The organism is Aurantiacibacter zhengii (genome assembly GCF_003584125.1).
Taxonomy (GTDB): Bacteria; Pseudomonadota; Alphaproteobacteria; order Sphingomonadales; family Sphingomonadaceae; genus Alteraurantiacibacter; species Alteraurantiacibacter zhengii.
In genome coordinates this window covers 252,120-268,738 of the sequence record NZ_QXFL01000004.1, presented here as the reverse complement: position 1 = coordinate 268,738, position 16,619 = coordinate 252,120, and the positions used below count along the sequence as shown (strand labels likewise).

The 16,619-nt window shown below is 65.2% G+C and carries 11 protein-coding genes and 1 tRNA gene; 10 read left to right on the top strand and 2 right to left on the bottom strand.

From position 1 onward, the window contains the following. Position 1 precedes the first annotated feature (1 nt). The 4 genes from kduD to D2V07_RS10825 all read left to right on the top strand — a co-directional run bounded on the left by kduD (position 2) and on the right by D2V07_RS10825 (position 3,227). Complete coding sequence (kduD, locus tag D2V07_RS10840; protein WP_119587000.1) at positions 2 to 775, top strand: 2-dehydro-3-deoxy-D-gluconate 5-dehydrogenase KduD; 774 nt, start codon at positions 2 to 4, stop codon at positions 773 to 775. Next, a complete protein-coding gene (locus D2V07_RS10835) occupies positions 775 to 1,779 on the top strand; it encodes a sugar kinase (RefSeq protein ID WP_119586999.1) in 1,005 nt (334 codons plus the stop codon). The genes kduD and D2V07_RS10835 overlap by 1 nt, the downstream gene beginning before the upstream one ends. 40 nt (positions 1,780 to 1,819) lie before the next feature. After that, positions 1,820 to 2,998, top strand: coding sequence for an alginate lyase family protein (locus D2V07_RS10830; RefSeq protein ID WP_158586812.1), 1,179 nt, complete (start codon positions 1,820 to 1,822; stop codon positions 2,996 to 2,998). Between the two features lie 155 nt (positions 2,999 to 3,153). Next, a tRNA-Gly gene (locus D2V07_RS10825) sits at positions 3,154 to 3,227 on the top strand. Here the strand turns inward: D2V07_RS10825 and malQ are convergent. Beyond that, entirely contained in the window at positions 3,216 to 5,192 is a 1,977-nt protein-coding gene (malQ, locus tag D2V07_RS10820) for a 4-alpha-glucanotransferase (protein WP_119587196.1), read from the bottom strand. The two genes, D2V07_RS10825 and malQ, sit on opposite strands and share 12 nt — an antisense overlap. A 232-nt stretch (positions 5,193 to 5,424) precedes the next feature. On the opposite strand from malQ, the gene D2V07_RS10815 reads away from it, so the two are divergent. The 6 genes from D2V07_RS10815 (at position 5,425) to D2V07_RS10790 (ending at position 16,235) form a co-directional block, all read left to right on the top strand. Beyond that, on the top strand, positions 5,425 to 7,839 hold the full coding sequence (locus D2V07_RS10815) for a glycogen/starch/alpha-glucan phosphorylase (protein ID WP_199698777.1): 2,415 nt from the start codon (positions 5,425 to 5,427) through the stop codon (positions 7,837 to 7,839). 101 nt (positions 7,840 to 7,940) lie between these two features. Next, on the top strand, positions 7,941 to 10,106 hold the full coding sequence (glgB, locus tag D2V07_RS10810) for a 1,4-alpha-glucan branching protein GlgB (protein WP_119586996.1): 2,166 nt from the start codon (positions 7,941 to 7,943) through the stop codon (positions 10,104 to 10,106). A gap of 18 nt (positions 10,107 to 10,124) precedes the next feature. Next, positions 10,125 to 11,387: a glucose-1-phosphate adenylyltransferase gene (glgC, locus tag D2V07_RS10805; protein ID WP_119587195.1), complete on the top strand. Its 1,263-nt coding sequence runs from the start codon at positions 10,125 to 10,127 to the stop codon at positions 11,385 to 11,387. After that, on the top strand, positions 11,387 to 12,838 hold the full coding sequence (gene glgA, locus D2V07_RS10800) for a glycogen synthase GlgA (protein WP_119586995.1): 1,452 nt from the start codon (positions 11,387 to 11,389) through the stop codon (positions 12,836 to 12,838). Before glgC ends, glgA begins: the two co-directional genes overlap by 1 nt. After that, positions 12,835 to 14,463, top strand: a complete 1,629-nt coding sequence (locus D2V07_RS10795; RefSeq protein ID WP_119586994.1) for an alpha-D-glucose phosphate-specific phosphoglucomutase — start codon at positions 12,835 to 12,837, stop codon at positions 14,461 to 14,463. Before glgA ends, D2V07_RS10795 begins: the two co-directional genes overlap by 4 nt. Next, positions 14,460 to 16,235 (top strand): glycogen debranching protein, encoded by a 1,776-nt coding sequence (locus tag D2V07_RS10790; protein ID WP_119586993.1) that lies wholly within the window; start codon positions 14,460 to 14,462, stop codon positions 16,233 to 16,235. Before D2V07_RS10795 ends, D2V07_RS10790 begins: the two co-directional genes overlap by 4 nt. Here the strand turns inward: D2V07_RS10790 and D2V07_RS10785 are convergent. Then, the gene (locus D2V07_RS10785) at positions 16,232 to 16,618 is read right to left on the bottom strand and encodes a flagellar protein FliS (protein WP_119586992.1); all 387 of its coding nucleotides are present in this window, start codon (positions 16,616 to 16,618) and stop codon (positions 16,232 to 16,234) included. The two genes, D2V07_RS10790 and D2V07_RS10785, sit on opposite strands and share 4 nt — an antisense overlap. Position 16,619: the final 1 nt, after the last annotated feature.

Here is a 16,619-nt window from a genome sequence, read left to right as displayed (position 1 = left end):
CGTGACAGTCCAGGCGTTCGATCTGTCGGGCAAGGTGGCCCTCGTCACCGGGGCCAACACGGGCATAGGGCAGGGCATTGCCGTCGCATTGGCGAAGGCGGGCGCGAACATCGCGCTTGCCGCCAGGCGCAGTCCTGACGAGACGAAGGCACTGGTCGAGGCCGAAGGCGGGCGCGCGCATGTCGTCATGGCAGACCTGTCTTCCACGCAGCCATGCGAGCGGATCGTGGACGAAACGGTCGATGCGCTGGGGCGAATAGATATTCTCGTTAACAACGCCGGCATCATCCGGCGCGCCGACGCGCTCGACTTTTCGGAAGAAGACTGGGATGCGGTGATGGACGTGAACCTGAAGGTTCTGTTCTTCCTCAGCCAGGCGGTGGCGCGGCACATGACCGGCTGGGCATCGCAGGATGGCACGCGCGGCAAGATCGTGAACATCGCATCGATGCTGACTTTCCAGGGCGGCATTCGCGTGCCCAGCTATACCGCCAGCAAGAGCGGTGTCGGCGGGCTCACCAAGCTTTTGGCAAACGAATGGGCCCCCAAGGGCATCAACGTGAATGCCATCGCCCCCGGTTATATTGCCACCAACAATACCGCCGCCCTGCAGGCAGACGAATACCGCAACCGCCAGATTCTGGAGCGCATTCCCGAGGGGCGTTGGGGCGACCCAGCCGACATCGGGGGTGCGGCAGTGTTCCTGGCCAGCAAGGCGGCGGACTACGTGCAAGGGCACATCCTCGCCGTGGACGGAGGCTGGCTGGCCCGCTGATGGAACGGGCAGTCGCCTGTTTCGGCGAGGTCCTGCTGCGCTTTGCACCAAGCGACGGAGCGACGCTGCGCGACACGGCCAGGCTGGACGTGCACGTTGGCGGGGCGGAGGCCAATGTCGCCGTCGCGCTGGCTAACCTCGGTTTCGCAACCCGCATGGTCTCGGCCCTGCCGGATAACGCGCTCGGCACCCTGGCGCTCAAGGCGCTTCGACGCGAGGGGGTGGATATCGCCCACGCTGTGCCAGCATGCGGCCGGATGGGAAGCTATTTCCTGACGCCCGCCGCCGGACCGCGCGGGGGCGAGGTTGTCTACGACCGCAGCGGCAGCGTCTTTGCGGGTATGCGGGAATATGACCCGGCGGCTCTCGAAGGGACGGGTCACCTGCATGTTTCGGGCATTTCGCTGGCGGTCAGCGAAGCCTCTTCCGCCGCCACCCGCGCGCTCGCCAGAGAGGCCAGGGAACGCGGGCTTACCGTTTCCTTCGATGGCAACTACCGACCGTCGCTGTGGCAGGCCAGCGGCCGCGAGGGGCGAGACGAAATCGCCGAGATGGTTGGCCTGGCCGATATCTTTTTCGGCAATCACAAAGATGTATCGCTGCTGCTGGGCCGCGAATTTTCGGGTGAGGGGCGCGCGCGGCGGCGCGAAGCGGCTTTAGCGCTGCTGGCCGAGTTCCCGGCGCTGACCGCGATTTGCAGCACCGCGCGCCAGGTTGAAAACGGCACGACCCACCGGATCGTCGCACGGGTCGACACCCGCGAGGCTGCTGCCGAGAGCGAGGAGCGGGTGCTGACGGGGATCGTCGATCGCATCGGCACGGGCGATGCCTTTGCCGCCGGCGTACTGGCGGTGTGGCTGGAGCGGCCCGATGCCCTGCAGCATGCGGTGGAGGGGGGCGCTGCCCTGGCCGCTCTCAAGCATTACGAGCCCGGCGACTTCTGCCGGGCCAGCGCAGCCGAATGGCGACAGGCAATCGAAGGAGCAGGCGATGTTTCGCGTTAGTCTTTTTGCATGTGCCGGTCTCTTGCTGGCCTTTCCGGCCGTGGCGCAGGATGCCCCGGCACAAGGCCAGGTGCCAACCTTCGAGGCAGAGCCGGATCAGCCGGTCTGCCGTGGGGCTTCAGGCTACGCCGCCGATTTCGACGGCGCGCGCACCTTTCTATGGCGACCACGCTGGGTGGAAGCGATGCTGGCGGACGAGGCAATGAAGGCGCGCGTGATCCGGGAGGGCGAAGCAGCGCTCGACAACGGGCCCTATTCCGTGACCGACAAACCCGCGCCCGTTCCCGGTGCATCGCCCAACGCCTATGCTTCAATCGGTCCCTATTGGTGGCCGGACCCATCGCAGCGTGACGGGCTCCCCTACGCGCGCCGCGACGGGGAGGTTAACCCCGAACGTGACGGGCCGGAATTCGACAAGTCCCGCCTGCGCGACCTTTCCAACGACATGCGGGCGCTCGCTCTCGCCTATCGCGCGACGGGCGATGAACGCTTTGCCGAACACGCGATGGCGCTGGCGCGGGTCTGGTTCGTGGACGATGCCACCCGCATGGAGCCGCACTTCAATTTCGCGCAGGGCATCCCGGGCAAAGTGAACGGGCGCGGCGAGGGTATCATCGAGGCTTCGCACCTCTCGACGATCGTGGAGGCGCTCGGCCTGCTGCGGCCGTCCCCGGCCTACAACCAGGCGGATGAGAACGCGCTGCGCCAGTGGTATGGCGATTTCGCCGTGTGGATGGCCACCAGCGAAATCGGCGAGGAGGAGATGGCCAAGACGAACAACCACGGGGTGTTCTACGATTTCTATCTCGCGCATTTCGCGCTGTTTGCCGGCGCTCCCGATATCGTCGGCAACGTCGGCGGCAACTTCCCGCGTTACCGGCTGGGCGTACAGATGGACCGTCAGGGCCGCTTTATCGACGAACTGCGTCGCACCCGCAGCTGGCACTATTCCCATTACGTCGTGAACGGCGCCGCGCGGCTGGCAACGATTGCCGAGTGCGCGGGGCTGGACCTGTGGGATGCCCGGCTGGAGGATGGGCGCGGTCTAGCGACGGCACAGGCCTTTCTCGCCCGCTACGGCGGAGACCCGTCAGCATGGCCATTCCCCGACCGCGACCTTGCTGCCGGGCGGATCGAGAGGATGGAAGCCATCCGCGACGAACTGGCCGTCCTTTTGCGGGCGCAGGCAGCCCCGGCGGACCTCGCCCAGTTGCCGTGATCTGCAGGCCCGTGGCGGCGCTTGGCCACCGTAATCGGACACCGACAAAAGCCGTTGACCGGATTGGCGGAACGCGCCAGAGAACCTCGCCGAGCGCTTTTCGCACAAACGGCGGATGATTGGGCGCATCCAGACAGGGTGCAAGCTCTTGAAATGCGGGTGTAGCTCAATGGTAGAGCAGCAGCTTCCCAAGCTGACGACGAGGGTTCGATTCCCTTCACCCGCTCCAGCCGCCCTTCTCCAGTAGAGCAAGCCGCGTCGCCGCTTCCGGGGTGGCCAGCAGTGTATCGAGCGCGGCGTCCAGCCGCCTTCGCCAGTTCGGATGCTCGGTAACCGTGCCGGGAATGTTCGGCTGCTCCACCAGCCCCAGCAGGTCTTCGACAGGGACGATTGCGAGTGCGCTTGGCGTGCGGGCGATATGGGCTATCGCGGCGTCAACGGCGGCGCGCGGTTCGTGCGGGGCAGGGCGCGGCGTCTGGCCTGCCACGGTTGACCAGAGAAGGCCGCGATCCCAGTCGCGGATTTCCTCCGCCTTCGCGCGGTCGATGCCGGCGGGCAGGCGTCCCAGGCGGTCTGCCCAGTCGATGTCGTTGCCGGTCCACCATCCGGCCAGTGTCGGCGTGTCGTGCGTTCCGGTCATCGCGGCGGCAAGCCGGTCGTAGTCCTGCGCGCCGATGAACCCGTCGTCGCTTGCCCGCTCGAACCAGAGGACACGCATGCCCAGCAACCTGCGCTGCGCAATCGCGGCAGAGAACCCATGTGGTGCCGTGCCCAGATCCTCCGCAATCACGAAGGCATCGGCAAGGTGAGCTTCCAGCGTGAGAATGCGGATCAGGTCGTCGAAAGGATAGGCGAGATAGGCGCCGTCACCGGGCCCGCCGCCTTCGGGAATGACCCACAGCCGGGCGAGCCCGAAGGCGTGATCGATCCGCAACCCTCCGCCATACGCCAGCGCGGAACGGATCATCGCGATCCACGGGGCATAGCCTGTACGCCGCAGGCCGTCGGGGGAGAAACTGGTAATTGCCCAGTTCTGGCCGTGCGGCCCCAGCGGATCGGGCGGTGCGCCGATGGTGAGGCCCCGCAGCATAACATCGCCCAGCGCCCAGCAATCGCTTCCCCCCGGATCGACGCCCACAGCTAGGTCGCCGATAAGGCCGGTGGCCATCCCCGCTGCCTTCGCGCGCGCCTGCACGGTGGCCAGGCCTTCGCGGGCGAGGGCCTGCACGAACAGGTGGAAATCCACCTCGTCCGCGTGTTCCGCGGCAAACCGGGCAACCGCCTTGCTGTCGGGCTTCCGATAGCGAGCAGGCCATTCGCGCCAGCCATTGGCCCCTTGCGAACGAAAGCGGCAGTCGAGCGCATCGAACATCGCGTGCAGGACGAGTTCGCGGTCAGGCTCCCCAATCAGGTGCGCGCGCGTATCGTGTGGCAGGCTGCCGAAAAGTGCGCGCAATTGTGCCAGTCTTTCGGGCAGGGCGCTCTCCCAGTCGATCAGCGGGCCGCCTTTCGTATCGGGCAGAGGGGTCAGGCCCAGCAGCGCGGGGTCTGCCATTGCGCCGTTCAGGAACCTGCGGCTGGAAGGGGAATAGGGGCTGAACCCCTTGCCATTGCCCGGAAACAGCGCGTGAACCGGATTGATCGCGGCCGCGTCTGCTCCTGCTGCTGCCAAGGTCTCCACCGCATCGGCAAGTTCTCCGAACGTACCGAAAGGACTGGCCCTCCCGGCCCTCAGCGACGGGATCTGCAGCGATACGCCCCAGCGGCGATGATCTCTTGACGGCGGCTGCGGACAATGCGGCGGTGCCACCGCAAGCCGCGTTTCGGTGCCGTCGATGCGGCAACCGTAATAGCCCGGCACTATCGGGGCGACGGGCATGCCGTCACGCCGATGCAGTTCCACGGTTTCGCCCTGGGGCAGCGTGATCTCGGCGTGGTCACAGGGCCGGGTGAGCGCGATTGGCTGCCCCGCATCTGCCACCAGCAGCGTGGGAAGGGCCTCGCGCTCGGCCAGCAGGGCTTCCAGGCTGGTGTCGACCTGTCGCCTGCTTTCCGCCTTGTGTCCAAGAGCCGCGAGAACACGGATCAGCGTTTCGTCGGGCACCACGTGATCGTGGCCGTCGACGTCGCGCCAGTGGCGTTGCAGGCCGGCAGCCTCGGCAAGCGCGTGGAGCGGTTCGATTGCGTCACCCATTGCCAAATCCCGCGCCGTGAAAGCGGGACCATCGCCGCGAAGGGCCGTATTTGCAACCGCCATGCTGCGCTGCGTCAGGCAATCGCGTGAGGCCCGGGTTTGCCGATTGCGCAGTGCAGCACAACCCGTCTACAAGCGCGGCGGAGAGGCGTATTTGCGGCTGCGGCACCTGCTATCCGGCGAAAGACGGAAGCTTGCCTGCCAGTTGGCCACCCATTGGAGCTTTCGTATCGTGACTCTCAGCCCCCCTCCGTCCAATGCCGAAATCGATGCGCTGATCCTCGATGCGCTGAACCACCGCGTGGGCAAGGACGAGCGCGCGGCCAAGCCGCACGACTGGTACACCGCCACCGTCTATGCCCTGCGCGACAAGGTGATCGACCGGTGGATGGAAAGCACGCGGCGCACTTACGCCGAGGGGGCGAAGCGGGTCTATTACCTCAGCCTGGAATTCCTGATTGGCCGCCTTTTGCGCGATGCGGTCAGCAACCTCGACCTCAATGGCGCGCTGGAACGGGCGCTGCGCTCGCACGGGTTCGAACTTTCGGAACTGGAAGACCTTGAGCCCGACGCCGCCCTTGGCAACGGCGGGCTGGGCCGACTGGCGGCGTGCTTCATGGAAAGCCTCGCCAGTCTCGACATACCCGCCTACGGTTATGGCATCCGCTATGTGAACGGCATGTTCCGCCAGCGCATCGACGATGGCTGGCAGGTTGAGCTGCCGGAAACCTGGCTCAGCCACGGCAACCCCTGGGAATTCGATCGCCGAGAAAGCGCATATCGCATCGGCTTCGGCGGCGAAGTCGTGGCTGATGGCGAAAGTGTGGAGTGGAAGCCTGCCGAGCAGGTGGAGGCCTCCGCCGTCGATACCCCGGTGGTCGGCTGGCGCGGCAAGCGGGTGAACACGCTGCGGCTGTGGACCGCGCACGCGCTCGATCCCATCAAGCTCGATGCCTTCAACGCGGGCGATCACGTCGGCGCGCTGGAAGGAGAGGCCCGCGCCGCCAGTCTCGTGCGCGTGCTTTACCCGGCGGATTCGCACCGGGCCGGGCAGGAACTGCGCCTGCGGCAGGAGTATTTCTTCTCCGCCGCCAGCATCCAGGACATCCTGCGCCGCCACATGCAGCACCACGGCGATATTCGCACCCTGCCGGACAAGGCGGCGATCCAGTTGAACGATACGCACCCTGCCGTGGCGGTGGCCGAACTCGTCCGCCTGCTGGTAGATCATCACGGTCTGGAATTTGACGAGGCGCTGGATGTCACGCGCCGCACCGTCGCCTACACCAACCACACCCTGCTGCCCGAAGCGCTGGAAAGCTGGCCGCTGCCCCTGTTCGAGCGGCTGCTGCCGCGCCACATGCAGATCATCTACGCCATCAACAGCCGCGTGCTGCGGGAAGCGCGCAAGAAAGGCATGGACGATGCCGCCGTTGCCGCGATCAGCCTGATCGATGAAGGCGGCGAACGGCGCGTGCGCATGGCCAACCTCGCCTTTGCCGGTGCGCACAGCGTGAACGGCGTGGCGGCGCTGCATACCGAACTGATGAAGCAGACCGTGTTTCACGACCTGCACCAGCTGTATCCCAAGAAGATCAACAACAAGACCAACGGCGTCACCCCGCGTCGCTGGCTGATGCAGTGCAATCCCGGCCTGACGAACGTCATCCGCGATGCGATTGGCGATGCCTTCCTCGACGATACCGAGGAACTGGGCCAGCTGAACGCGCTGGCTGGCGATGCGCAGCTGGGGGAGCGGATTGCCGAGGTAAAGCGCAGCAACAAGGTGGCACTGGCGGGCCATATCAAGGATCTGACCGGCATCCGCGTCAGTCCCGATGCGCTGTTCGACGTGCAGATCAAGCGGATCCACGAATACAAGCGCCAGCTGCTGAACCTGATCGAGACGGTGGCCCTCTACGACCAGATCCGCAGCCATCCCGAACGCGACTGGGTGCCGCGCGTGAAGATTTTCGGCGGCAAGGCCGCGCCCAGCTATCACAATGCAAAGCTGATCATAAAGCTGGCGAACGATATCGCCCGGCGGGTAAATTCCGACCCTTCGGTGGCGGGGCTGCTGAAAGTGGTGTTCGTGCCCAACTACAACGTGACGCTGGCAGAGCGGATCATTCCCGCGGCCGACCTGTCGGAACAGATCAGCACGGCGGGCATGGAAGCATCCGGCACTGGCAACATGAAGTTTGCCCTGAACGGTGCGCTCACCATCGGCACGCTCGACGGTGCGAATATCGAGATCAAGGACCATGTCGGCGATGAGAACATCGTCATCTTCGGCATGACCGCCGACGAAGTCGCCGAGAAGCGCGCCAACGGCTACAACCCGCGCGCAGTGATCGAGGGTTCTCCCGAACTGCGCCAGGCGGTGGAGGCCATCGCCGGCGGGGTGTTCTCACCCGACGACAAGGATCGCTACAAGGGCCTGATGGGCGGTCTGTACGACAGCGACTGGTTCATGGTTGCCGCCGACTTCGAAGCCTATGCCTCCGCCCAGCGCGAGGTGGACGCCCGCTGGCTGGATACGGCTGGCTGGCGCAAGTCTGCGATCCACAACATCGCCAACGTCGGCTGGTTCTCTTCCGACCGGACGATTGGTGAATATGCCCGCGATATCTGGGGCGTGATGTAGGAACAGGCCATCAACGCATACGTTTTCCTGTTTCGCTCTGCCCGTACGTCGGGCACAGTGATGAATGCGGGGTCTCTACGGTCTCGGCAACAGGGGGACAGGTGAAGCCACCGCAAGAAGCGATCGAAGCCCTGTTTGCAGGCCGCCAGGCCGATCCCTTCTCTCTGCTTGGCCCGCACGAGGGGCCGGAAGGCACTTTCGCCCGCGCCCTGCTGCCCGGTGCCGAGGCGGCAGAAGGCTACTCGCTTCAGGGCGCGAAACTGGGCAAGCTGAAGCGCGTTGACGATCGCGGGTTGTTCGAAGGCAAGCTGCGCGGCAAGCCGAAACCTGTAAAGTATCGCTGCACGGCGGGCGAACACGAATGGTGGGTGACCGACCCCTACAGCTTCGGCCCGGTGCTGGGCCCGCTGGACGACCTGCTTATTGCGCAAGGCACGCATTTCCGCCTGTTCGACAAGCTGGGCGCGCACCTGATCGAGCATGAGGGCGTCCACGGCGTCCATTTCGCCGTGTGGGCTCCCAATGCGCGCAACGTCAGCGTAGTGGGCGATTTCAACGACTGGAACGGCGCCCGCCACCCGATGCGGGGCCGCGTGGATATCGGCGTGTGGGAAGTGTTCATTCCCGACATAGCCGACTGGCGCGCCTACAAGTATCGCATCGTCGGCCCCGACGGCGTCGAGCAGCCGCTGAAGGCCGATCCCTTCGCTTTCGCCAGCGAACTGCGGCCCAAGACCGCGTCCCTTACTGCACGCCCGGCCAAGCCCGACTGGGGTGACGAGGCGCACCGCGAACACTGGCGCGAGGTCGATCCTCGGCGCGAGGCGATCTCGATCTACGAGGTCCACCCCGGATCATGGCAGCGCGACGGTAACGACTGGTTCCTGACCTGGGATGAAATGGCCAGCCGCCTGATCCCCTATGTCGCCGACATGGGCTTCACCCATATCGAGTTCCTGCCGGTGTCGGAGCATCCCTACGACCCCAGCTGGGGTTACCAGACCACGGGCCTCTATGCCCCATCTGCGCGCTTCGGTTCACCGGATGGTTTCGCACGCTTCGTGGACGGCGCGCACCAAGCCGGGCTGGGCGTTTTGCTGGACTGGGTGCCTGCGCATTTCCCGACCGACGAGCACGGCCTCGCCAAATTCGACGGAACCGCCCTTTACGAACATGGCGATCCCAAGCTGGGTTTCCACCCGGACTGGAACACCGCGATCTACAATTTCGGGCGGCGCGAGGTGCGCAGCTTCCTGGTCAACAACGCACTGTTCTGGGCGGAGCAGTACCACGTCGACGGCCTGCGCGTGGATGCCGTCGCCTCCATGCTCTACCGCGACTACAGCCGCGAGGAAGGCGAATGGATTCCCAACGAGGATGGCGGCAACGAGAACTGGGAAGCGGTGGAATTCCTGCGCGCGATGAACCGCGCCGTGCACCGCGAACACCCCGGTATCCTGACAATCGCCGAGGAATCGACCAGCTGGCCCGGCGTATCCGAGCCCGCTTTCGACGATGGCCCGCGCGAGAACCTGGGCTTCGGGTTCAAGTGGAACATGGGCTTCATGCACGACACGCTGCAATACATGGCGCGCGATCCCGTCCACCGGAAGCACCACCACGACGAGATCACCTTCGGGCTGGTCTATGCCTTCAGCGAGAACTTCGTCCTGCCGCTCAGCCATGATGAGGTAGTCCACGGCAAGGGCAGTCTGCTGAACAAGATGAGCGGCGATGAGTGGCAGAAATTCGCCAACCTGCGCGCCTATTTCGGCCTGATGTGGGGCTACCCCGGCAAGAAGCTGCTGTTCATGGGGCAGGAGTTCGCCCAGCGCCACGAATGGAGCGAGGAACGTGCGCTCGACTGGCACCTGCTCGATGCGCCCGCGCACGAAGGGGTGCGCAGACTCGTGCGCGATCTGAACCACCTCTACAAGGCAAAGCCTGCTCTCCATGCCCGCGATTGCGAGAGCGAGGGGTTCGAATGGCTGGTGGCGGACGACGCCGATGCCAGCGTGTTCGCCTGGCTGCGCAAGTGCCCCGGCCAGCCGCCCGTGGCGGTGTTCTGCAACATGACCCCGATGACGCACGGCTGTTACGGTCTCAACCTACCACACGACGGCGTGTGGGCCGAGGTGTTCAATTCCGACGCGCAGGAATACGGCGGCAGCGGGCAGGGCAACATGGGACAGATCGACGTCAAGGATCGTTGGGGCTGTGTAACCTTGCCTCCGCTCAGCACGATCATGCTGGAATACAAGGGATAACCGATCGGGAGAATGTCGATGAGAGAGACATATTCGCAGCCGCTGGCACGTGACGCCATGGCCTATGTGCTGGCGGGCGGGCGCGGCAGCCGCCTGCTGGAACTGACCGACCGGCGCGCCAAGCCTGCGGTCTATTTCGGCGGCGTCTCGCGTATCATCGACTTCGCGCTCTCCAACGCGATCAATTCCGGCATCCGCCGCATCGGCGTTGCCACGCAGTACAAGGCGCACAGCCTGATCCGTCACATGCAGCGGGCGTGGAACTTCATGCGGCCGGAGCGCAACGAGAGCTTCGACATCCTGCCCGCCAGCCAGCGCGTGTCCGAAAGCCAGTGGTACGAAGGCACGGCGGACGCAGTGTTCCAGAACATCGACATCATCCAGGCCCATGCGCCCAAGTACATGATCATCCTGGCCGGTGATCACGTGTACAAGATGGATTACGAACTGATGCTGCGCCAGCACGTGGAAAGCGGTGCCGACGTGACAGTGGGCTGCCTTGTCGTGCCGCGCATGGAAGCCACCGGCTTTGGCGTGATGCATGTCGACAAGACCGACCGCATCACCGACTTCGTGGAAAAGCCGTCCGACCCGCCCGGCATTCCGGGGCAGGAGGACATGGCGCTTGCCAGCATGGGTATCTACGTTTTCGAGACGGACTTCCTGTTCGACCAGTTGCGCCGCGATGCCGACGACCCGGACAGCAAGCGCGATTTCGGCGGCGATATCATCCCGTGGATCGTGAAGAACGGCAAGGCGCAGGCCCACCGCTTTACCCATAGCTGCATCCGCGCCGCGGACGAGATCGAGGAATACTGGCGCGATGTCGGCACGCTGGACGCCTATTTCGAAGCCAATCTCGACCTGACCGATACGGTGCCCAAGCTCAATCTCTACGACCGGGAATGGCCGATCTGGACCGACCAGATCGTGGCCGCGCCTGCCAAGTTCGTGCACGACGAGGACGGGCGTCGCGGGTGCGCGATTTCTTCCCTCATCAGCCAGGATTGCATCGTCTCTGGCGCGATGGCGAAGAAGAGTCTGTTGTTCACCGGCGTCAAGATGGGCAGTTATTCCCGCGTGGAGCGCGGCGTGATCCTGCCCTATTCCAATATCGGCCGCGGCGCGCGGTTGAAGAACGTGATCCTCGATTCCGGCGTGCGCATCCCTGAAGGGCTGGTGGTGGGGGAGGACCCGGAACTGGATGCCCGTCGCTTCCGTCGCAGCGAAAAGGGCGTATGCCTGATTACCAAGCCGATGATCGAGAAGCTCGACCTGTAATGGCACTATCCGTCCTGTCCGTGGCTTCGGAGGCGGTGCCGCTGGTGAAAACCGGCGGGCTGGCCGATGTGGCGGGCGCATTGCCTGCTGCCGTTGCCGCGCATGGCGTGGACATGACGACATTCCTCCCGGCCTATCCCGCAGTGGGCAAGGCAATGGGGCGCAAACGCGTGGCTCACGAATGGGATTCGCTGCTGGGCCACAAAGCGCGGCTGCTGTCCGGCAAGATCGGGGCGCACAAGTTGCTGGTGCTCGATTGCCCGACTTTCTTCGCCCGTGATGGCGGCCCGTATTCGGACAGCAAGGGACAGGACTGGGCGGACAACTGGCACCGCTTCGCCGCATTCAGCCGCGCCGCTGCCGATATTGCATCGGGCAGAGTGAAAGGGGCCAAGTTCGACCTCGTCCACGCTCACGACTGGCAAGCCGCGATGGCAATCGCCTACCTGAAGCTCGCCAGCGATGCGCCGGAGCTGCCAGCGGTGATGACGATCCACAACATGGCGTTCCAGGGATACCACGACGCAGGAATATTCCCGCGCCTTGGCCTGCCGCAGTCGGCATGGTCCGTCGACGGCGTGGAAAGTTATGGCGGGGTGGGGTTCCTGAAAGCCGGAATGCAGCTTGCCGATGTTATCACCACCGTCAGCCCTAGTTACGCTGCGGAAATCCGGCAGCCGCAATTCGGGATGGGGCTGGAGGGGCTGGTCGCCCTTCGCGGCGACAGGGTGCGCGGCATCCTGAACGGCATCGACCCGGCGGTGTGGAACCCGAAAATCGATTCGGATATCGCCGCCAGTTACGATCACCGCTCGCTCGCCATGCGCAAGGCCAACAAGCGCGCCATCGAAAAGGAATTCGGGCTGGAGAAGGGGGACGGCCCTATCTTCACCGTGGTCAGCCGCCTTACCTGGCAGAAAGGGATGGACGTGCTGGTGGAAGTGCTGGATCACCTTGTCGGTATCGGCGGGCGGCTGGCGCTGCTCGGCTCCGGCGACAAGGCGATCGAGGCCGCCTTGCAGGAAGCCGCCGCGCGCCATCCGGGCCGTATTGCCATCCGCATCGGATATGACGAGGCGCTTTCCCACCAGTTGCAGGCGGGCGCCGATGCCATTCTCGTGCCCAGCCGGTTCGAGCCGTGCGGCCTTACCCAGCTTTACGGCCTTGCCTATGGCTGCGTGCCCGTGGTGGCGCGCACCGGCGGGCTGGCAGACACGGTGATCGATGCCAATCCCGCCGCGCTGGCACAGGGCGTGGCGACGGGCGTGCAGTTCGATGGGGTGCATTACCACGCACTGCGATCCGCCATAGACCGCGCGATGGTGCTTTACGCGCAGCCGAAACAATGGCGCGACATCCAGCAGAACGGGATGAAGGCCGACTTCTCCTGGGATGCCAGTGGCCGCGCCTATGCAGACCTTTATCGCGAGCTAACAGGGAAAGCCGCATGATCCGAACGCACCCGTCCACCCCATTCGATGACCAGAAACCCGGCACTTCGGGCCTGCGCAAGAAAGTGCGGGTTTTCCAGCAGCCGAACTATGCCGAGAACTTCATCCAGTCGGTGTTCGATGTGGCGGAGCGGGAGGCAGGCTCCACGCTGGTGCTGGGCGGCGACGGGCGCTTTCACAACCGCACGGTGATCCAGCAGGCGATCCGCATGGCGGCTGCCAACGGCTATGGCCGCGTGCTGGTGGGGCAGGGCGGCATTCTCTCCACCCCGGCAGCCAGCCACGTGATCCGCAAGTATGGCGCCAGCGGCGGCCTGATCCTTTCGGCCAGTCACAATCCCGGCGGGCCGGACGAGGATTTCGGCATCAAGTACAACACCGCCAACGGCGGCCCCGCGCCCGAAGGGGTGACCGGCGCGATATACGCCCGGACGCAGGAGATCGACCGCTGGCTGGATGTCGATGCGCCCGATGTCGACCTCGACACGCGCGGCGTAACCCATGTGCGCGAAATGGCCGTGCAGGTGATCGACCCGGTTGCCGACTACGCGGCGCTGATGGAGGAACTGTTCGACTTCGACGCGATGCGGGCAGCGGTGAAGGATGGGCTCGGCATGGCCTTCGATGCCATGCACGCCGTCACCGGGCCCTACGCGCACGAAATCCTCGAGAAACGGCTCGGCTTTGCGAAGGGCACCGTGCGCAATGGTACCCCGCTGGAGGATTTCGGCGGGCATCACCCCGATCCCAACCTCGTCCATGCCAAGGTGCTGTACGACCTGATGATGTCCAACGATGCGCCTGCCATCGGCGCGGCGTCGGATGGGGACGGGGACCGCAATCTCATCATCGGTAAACACCGCTTCATCACGCCTTCGGACTCGCTCGCCATGCTGGCCGCGAACGCCCACCTCGCGTCCGGCTATGCCGATGGTCTGAAAGGCATTGCCCGTTCCATGCCCACCAGCGCGGCGGCTGATCGGGTAGCAGAGGCGCTGGGTATCCCGGCCTTCGAGACGCCCACCGGCTGGAAGTTCTTCGGCAACCTGCTTGATGCCGGGAAGGCCACGATCTGCGGCGAAGAAAGCGCGGGCACCGGCAGCGACCACGTGCGCGAAAAGGACGGGCTGTGGGCCGTGCTGCTGTGGCTCAATATCCTCGCCGCGACCGGCAAGAGCGTGGACCAGATCGCCCGCGAACACTGGGCGCGCTTCGGGCGAAATTACTACGCGCGGCACGATTACGAAGGTGTCGAGAGCGACAGCGCCGATGCGCTGATGGACGCATTGACGGGCAGCCTTCCGGGACTGCCGGGCACCAGCTTCGGCCCGCTCACCGTGGCAGAGGCGGACAGCTTCGCCTACACCGACCCGGTCGATGGTTCTCTCAGCGAGAACCAGGGTGTCCGCGTGCTGTTCGAAGGCGGCAACCGCGTGGTGTTCCGCCTTTCGGGCACGGGCACACAGGGCGCGACGATCCGCGTATATCTCGAACGCTACGAGCCGGTAGGCGGCAACCTCGATGCCGAGACACCAACCATGCTGGCCGAGATCATCGCCGCTGCCGAGCAGATCGCCGGGATCGAACGGCACACCGGGCGGACCGCGCCCGACGTGGTGACGTGAGCGACTACGGCGCGCAGGTCCGCGCGGGCCGCACTTCATTCCGCGTCCGTTCCCCGCTCGCCGAAGCGCTGCACCTCTGCCTGTTTCAAGGCGAGGGCGAACAGCGCGTGGCCATGGAGCGGGACGGTGAAGACTGGGTGGCCGAAGTGCCGCGCGACCTTTCCGGTACGGCTTACGGCTATCGCGCCGAAGGGGAATGGGCATCCGACAGCGGCAAGTGGTTCGATCCTGCAAAGCTGCTGGTCGATCCTTATGCGGTGGAGTTGGACAGGCGCTTTGTCCAGTCGCCGGAACTTGCCGTCTATGCGGTGGACACTGCGGGCATCGTCCCGCGCGCGGTGGTGCCGGGAGTTTTGCCCGAGGTAGAGCCGGGCCCGCCGCATTTCAAGCATGGCGGACTGGTTTACGAACTTGGCGTTGCGGGTTTCACCGCGCTTCATCCCGACGTGCCGCCGCATCAGCGCGGCACCGTGGCGGCGCTGGCCCACCCCGCCGTGATCGCGCACCTGAAGAAGCTGCACGTCAGCACGGTGGAACTGATGCCGATCACCGCGTGGATCGATGAACGACACCTGCCGCCACTCGGCCTTGCCAATCATTGGGGCTACAACCCCGTTGCGCCGATGGCGCTGGATCCCGGCCTGTGCCCCGGCGGCGTTGCCGAATTGCGCGAGACGGTGGCGGCGTTGCACGATGCTGGCATTGGCGTGATCCTCGATCTCGTGCTCAACCATACCGGTGAGAGTGACATCTTCGGCGGCGTGATGTGCCTTCGCGGACTGGACGATGCCGCCTACGCCCATGCGCCCGACGGATCGCTGATCAACGACACCGGCTGCGGCAATACGCTGGACTTCGCCAATCCCCATGTCCGCGTGCTGGCGCTGGAGACCCTGCGCCACTTCGTGCGCCACTGCGGCATTGACGGGTTCCGGTTCGACCTCGCCCCGGTGCTGGCACGCGGGCCCGGCTTTTCCGCCGATGCGCCTATCTTTGCGGAGATCGCCGCCGATCCCCTGCTGGCCACGCGCGTGATGATTGCAGAGCCGTGGGACATTGGCCCTGGCGGATACCAGCTCGGCAATTTTCCCGGCAACTGGCTGGAATGGAACGACCGCTACCGCGACGATGTGCGCCGTTTCTGGCGCGGCGACGGCGCGGCGAACGTGCTGGCCACGCGTATGGCGGGCTCGTCCGACATTTTCGGACCCCAGACCCGCAGCGTCAATTTCCTGTCCGCCCACGACGGCTTCACCCTGGCCGATACCGTGGCCTACGAACACCGCCACAACGAGGCGAACGGCGAAGGCAACCGCGACGGACACGGCGAGAACTACAGCTGGAACAACGGCGTGGAGGGGCCGAGCAACGATCCTGCCGTCCTCGCTCGCCGCGGTGCGGACCTGCGGGCGTTGCTGGGCACCTTGTTCGCCTCTGCCGGCACGATCATGCTGACGGCAGGCGACGAGTTCGGCCGCAGCCAGCAGGGCAACAACAACGCCTATTGCCAGCCCATGCCCGTCGACTGGAAAGCGCGCGATGTGGCGCTGGAGGATTACGTTGCGGCACTCGCGGAAAAGCGGGCCTCGCGCGCGGGCGCCATGGCGACATTTGCCGAAGGCGGCGTTTGGCGAAGCCTTTCAGGTGAACCCCTTGATGCTGCCCGTTGGGAAGATTCGAGTCTGGCCGGTTTCCGCTTCGAGCCGGATGAGGATAGCGACTATCCCGGCTTCACGGTCGACCGGAACAGGCGCATCGCCAGGTTTGGCTAGGCGACTTTCCGGGGTTCCCCCAACAGCGAGGCGGCAATATCGGCGAGGTCGTCCCGCGTCATCTCCACCGCAGTGCGATTGAAGTGTTTTTGCGCATTGGTGACACGCGCCAGCAGCGAGCGGTAGAACACGTCCAGCGACTTCGAAACCGGCTGCTCCATGTCGAGACCCGACAGCAGCGTGATCAGTCCCAACTGGGCGCGCTCCAGTGCCCTGCCGCGCACGTCGTCGCGGCCATTTGCGTCGGCCCACAATGCCCGGTCCAGCGCAGCGCCTGCATCGGCAAAACACATGCGTACGAGGCCGTTGGTGTCGCTTCCGGCGACAAGGGCTTCGAAATCGACGCGCTTGTAGGCGGCGGCGGGATCGGTGCGTTTCAGCATG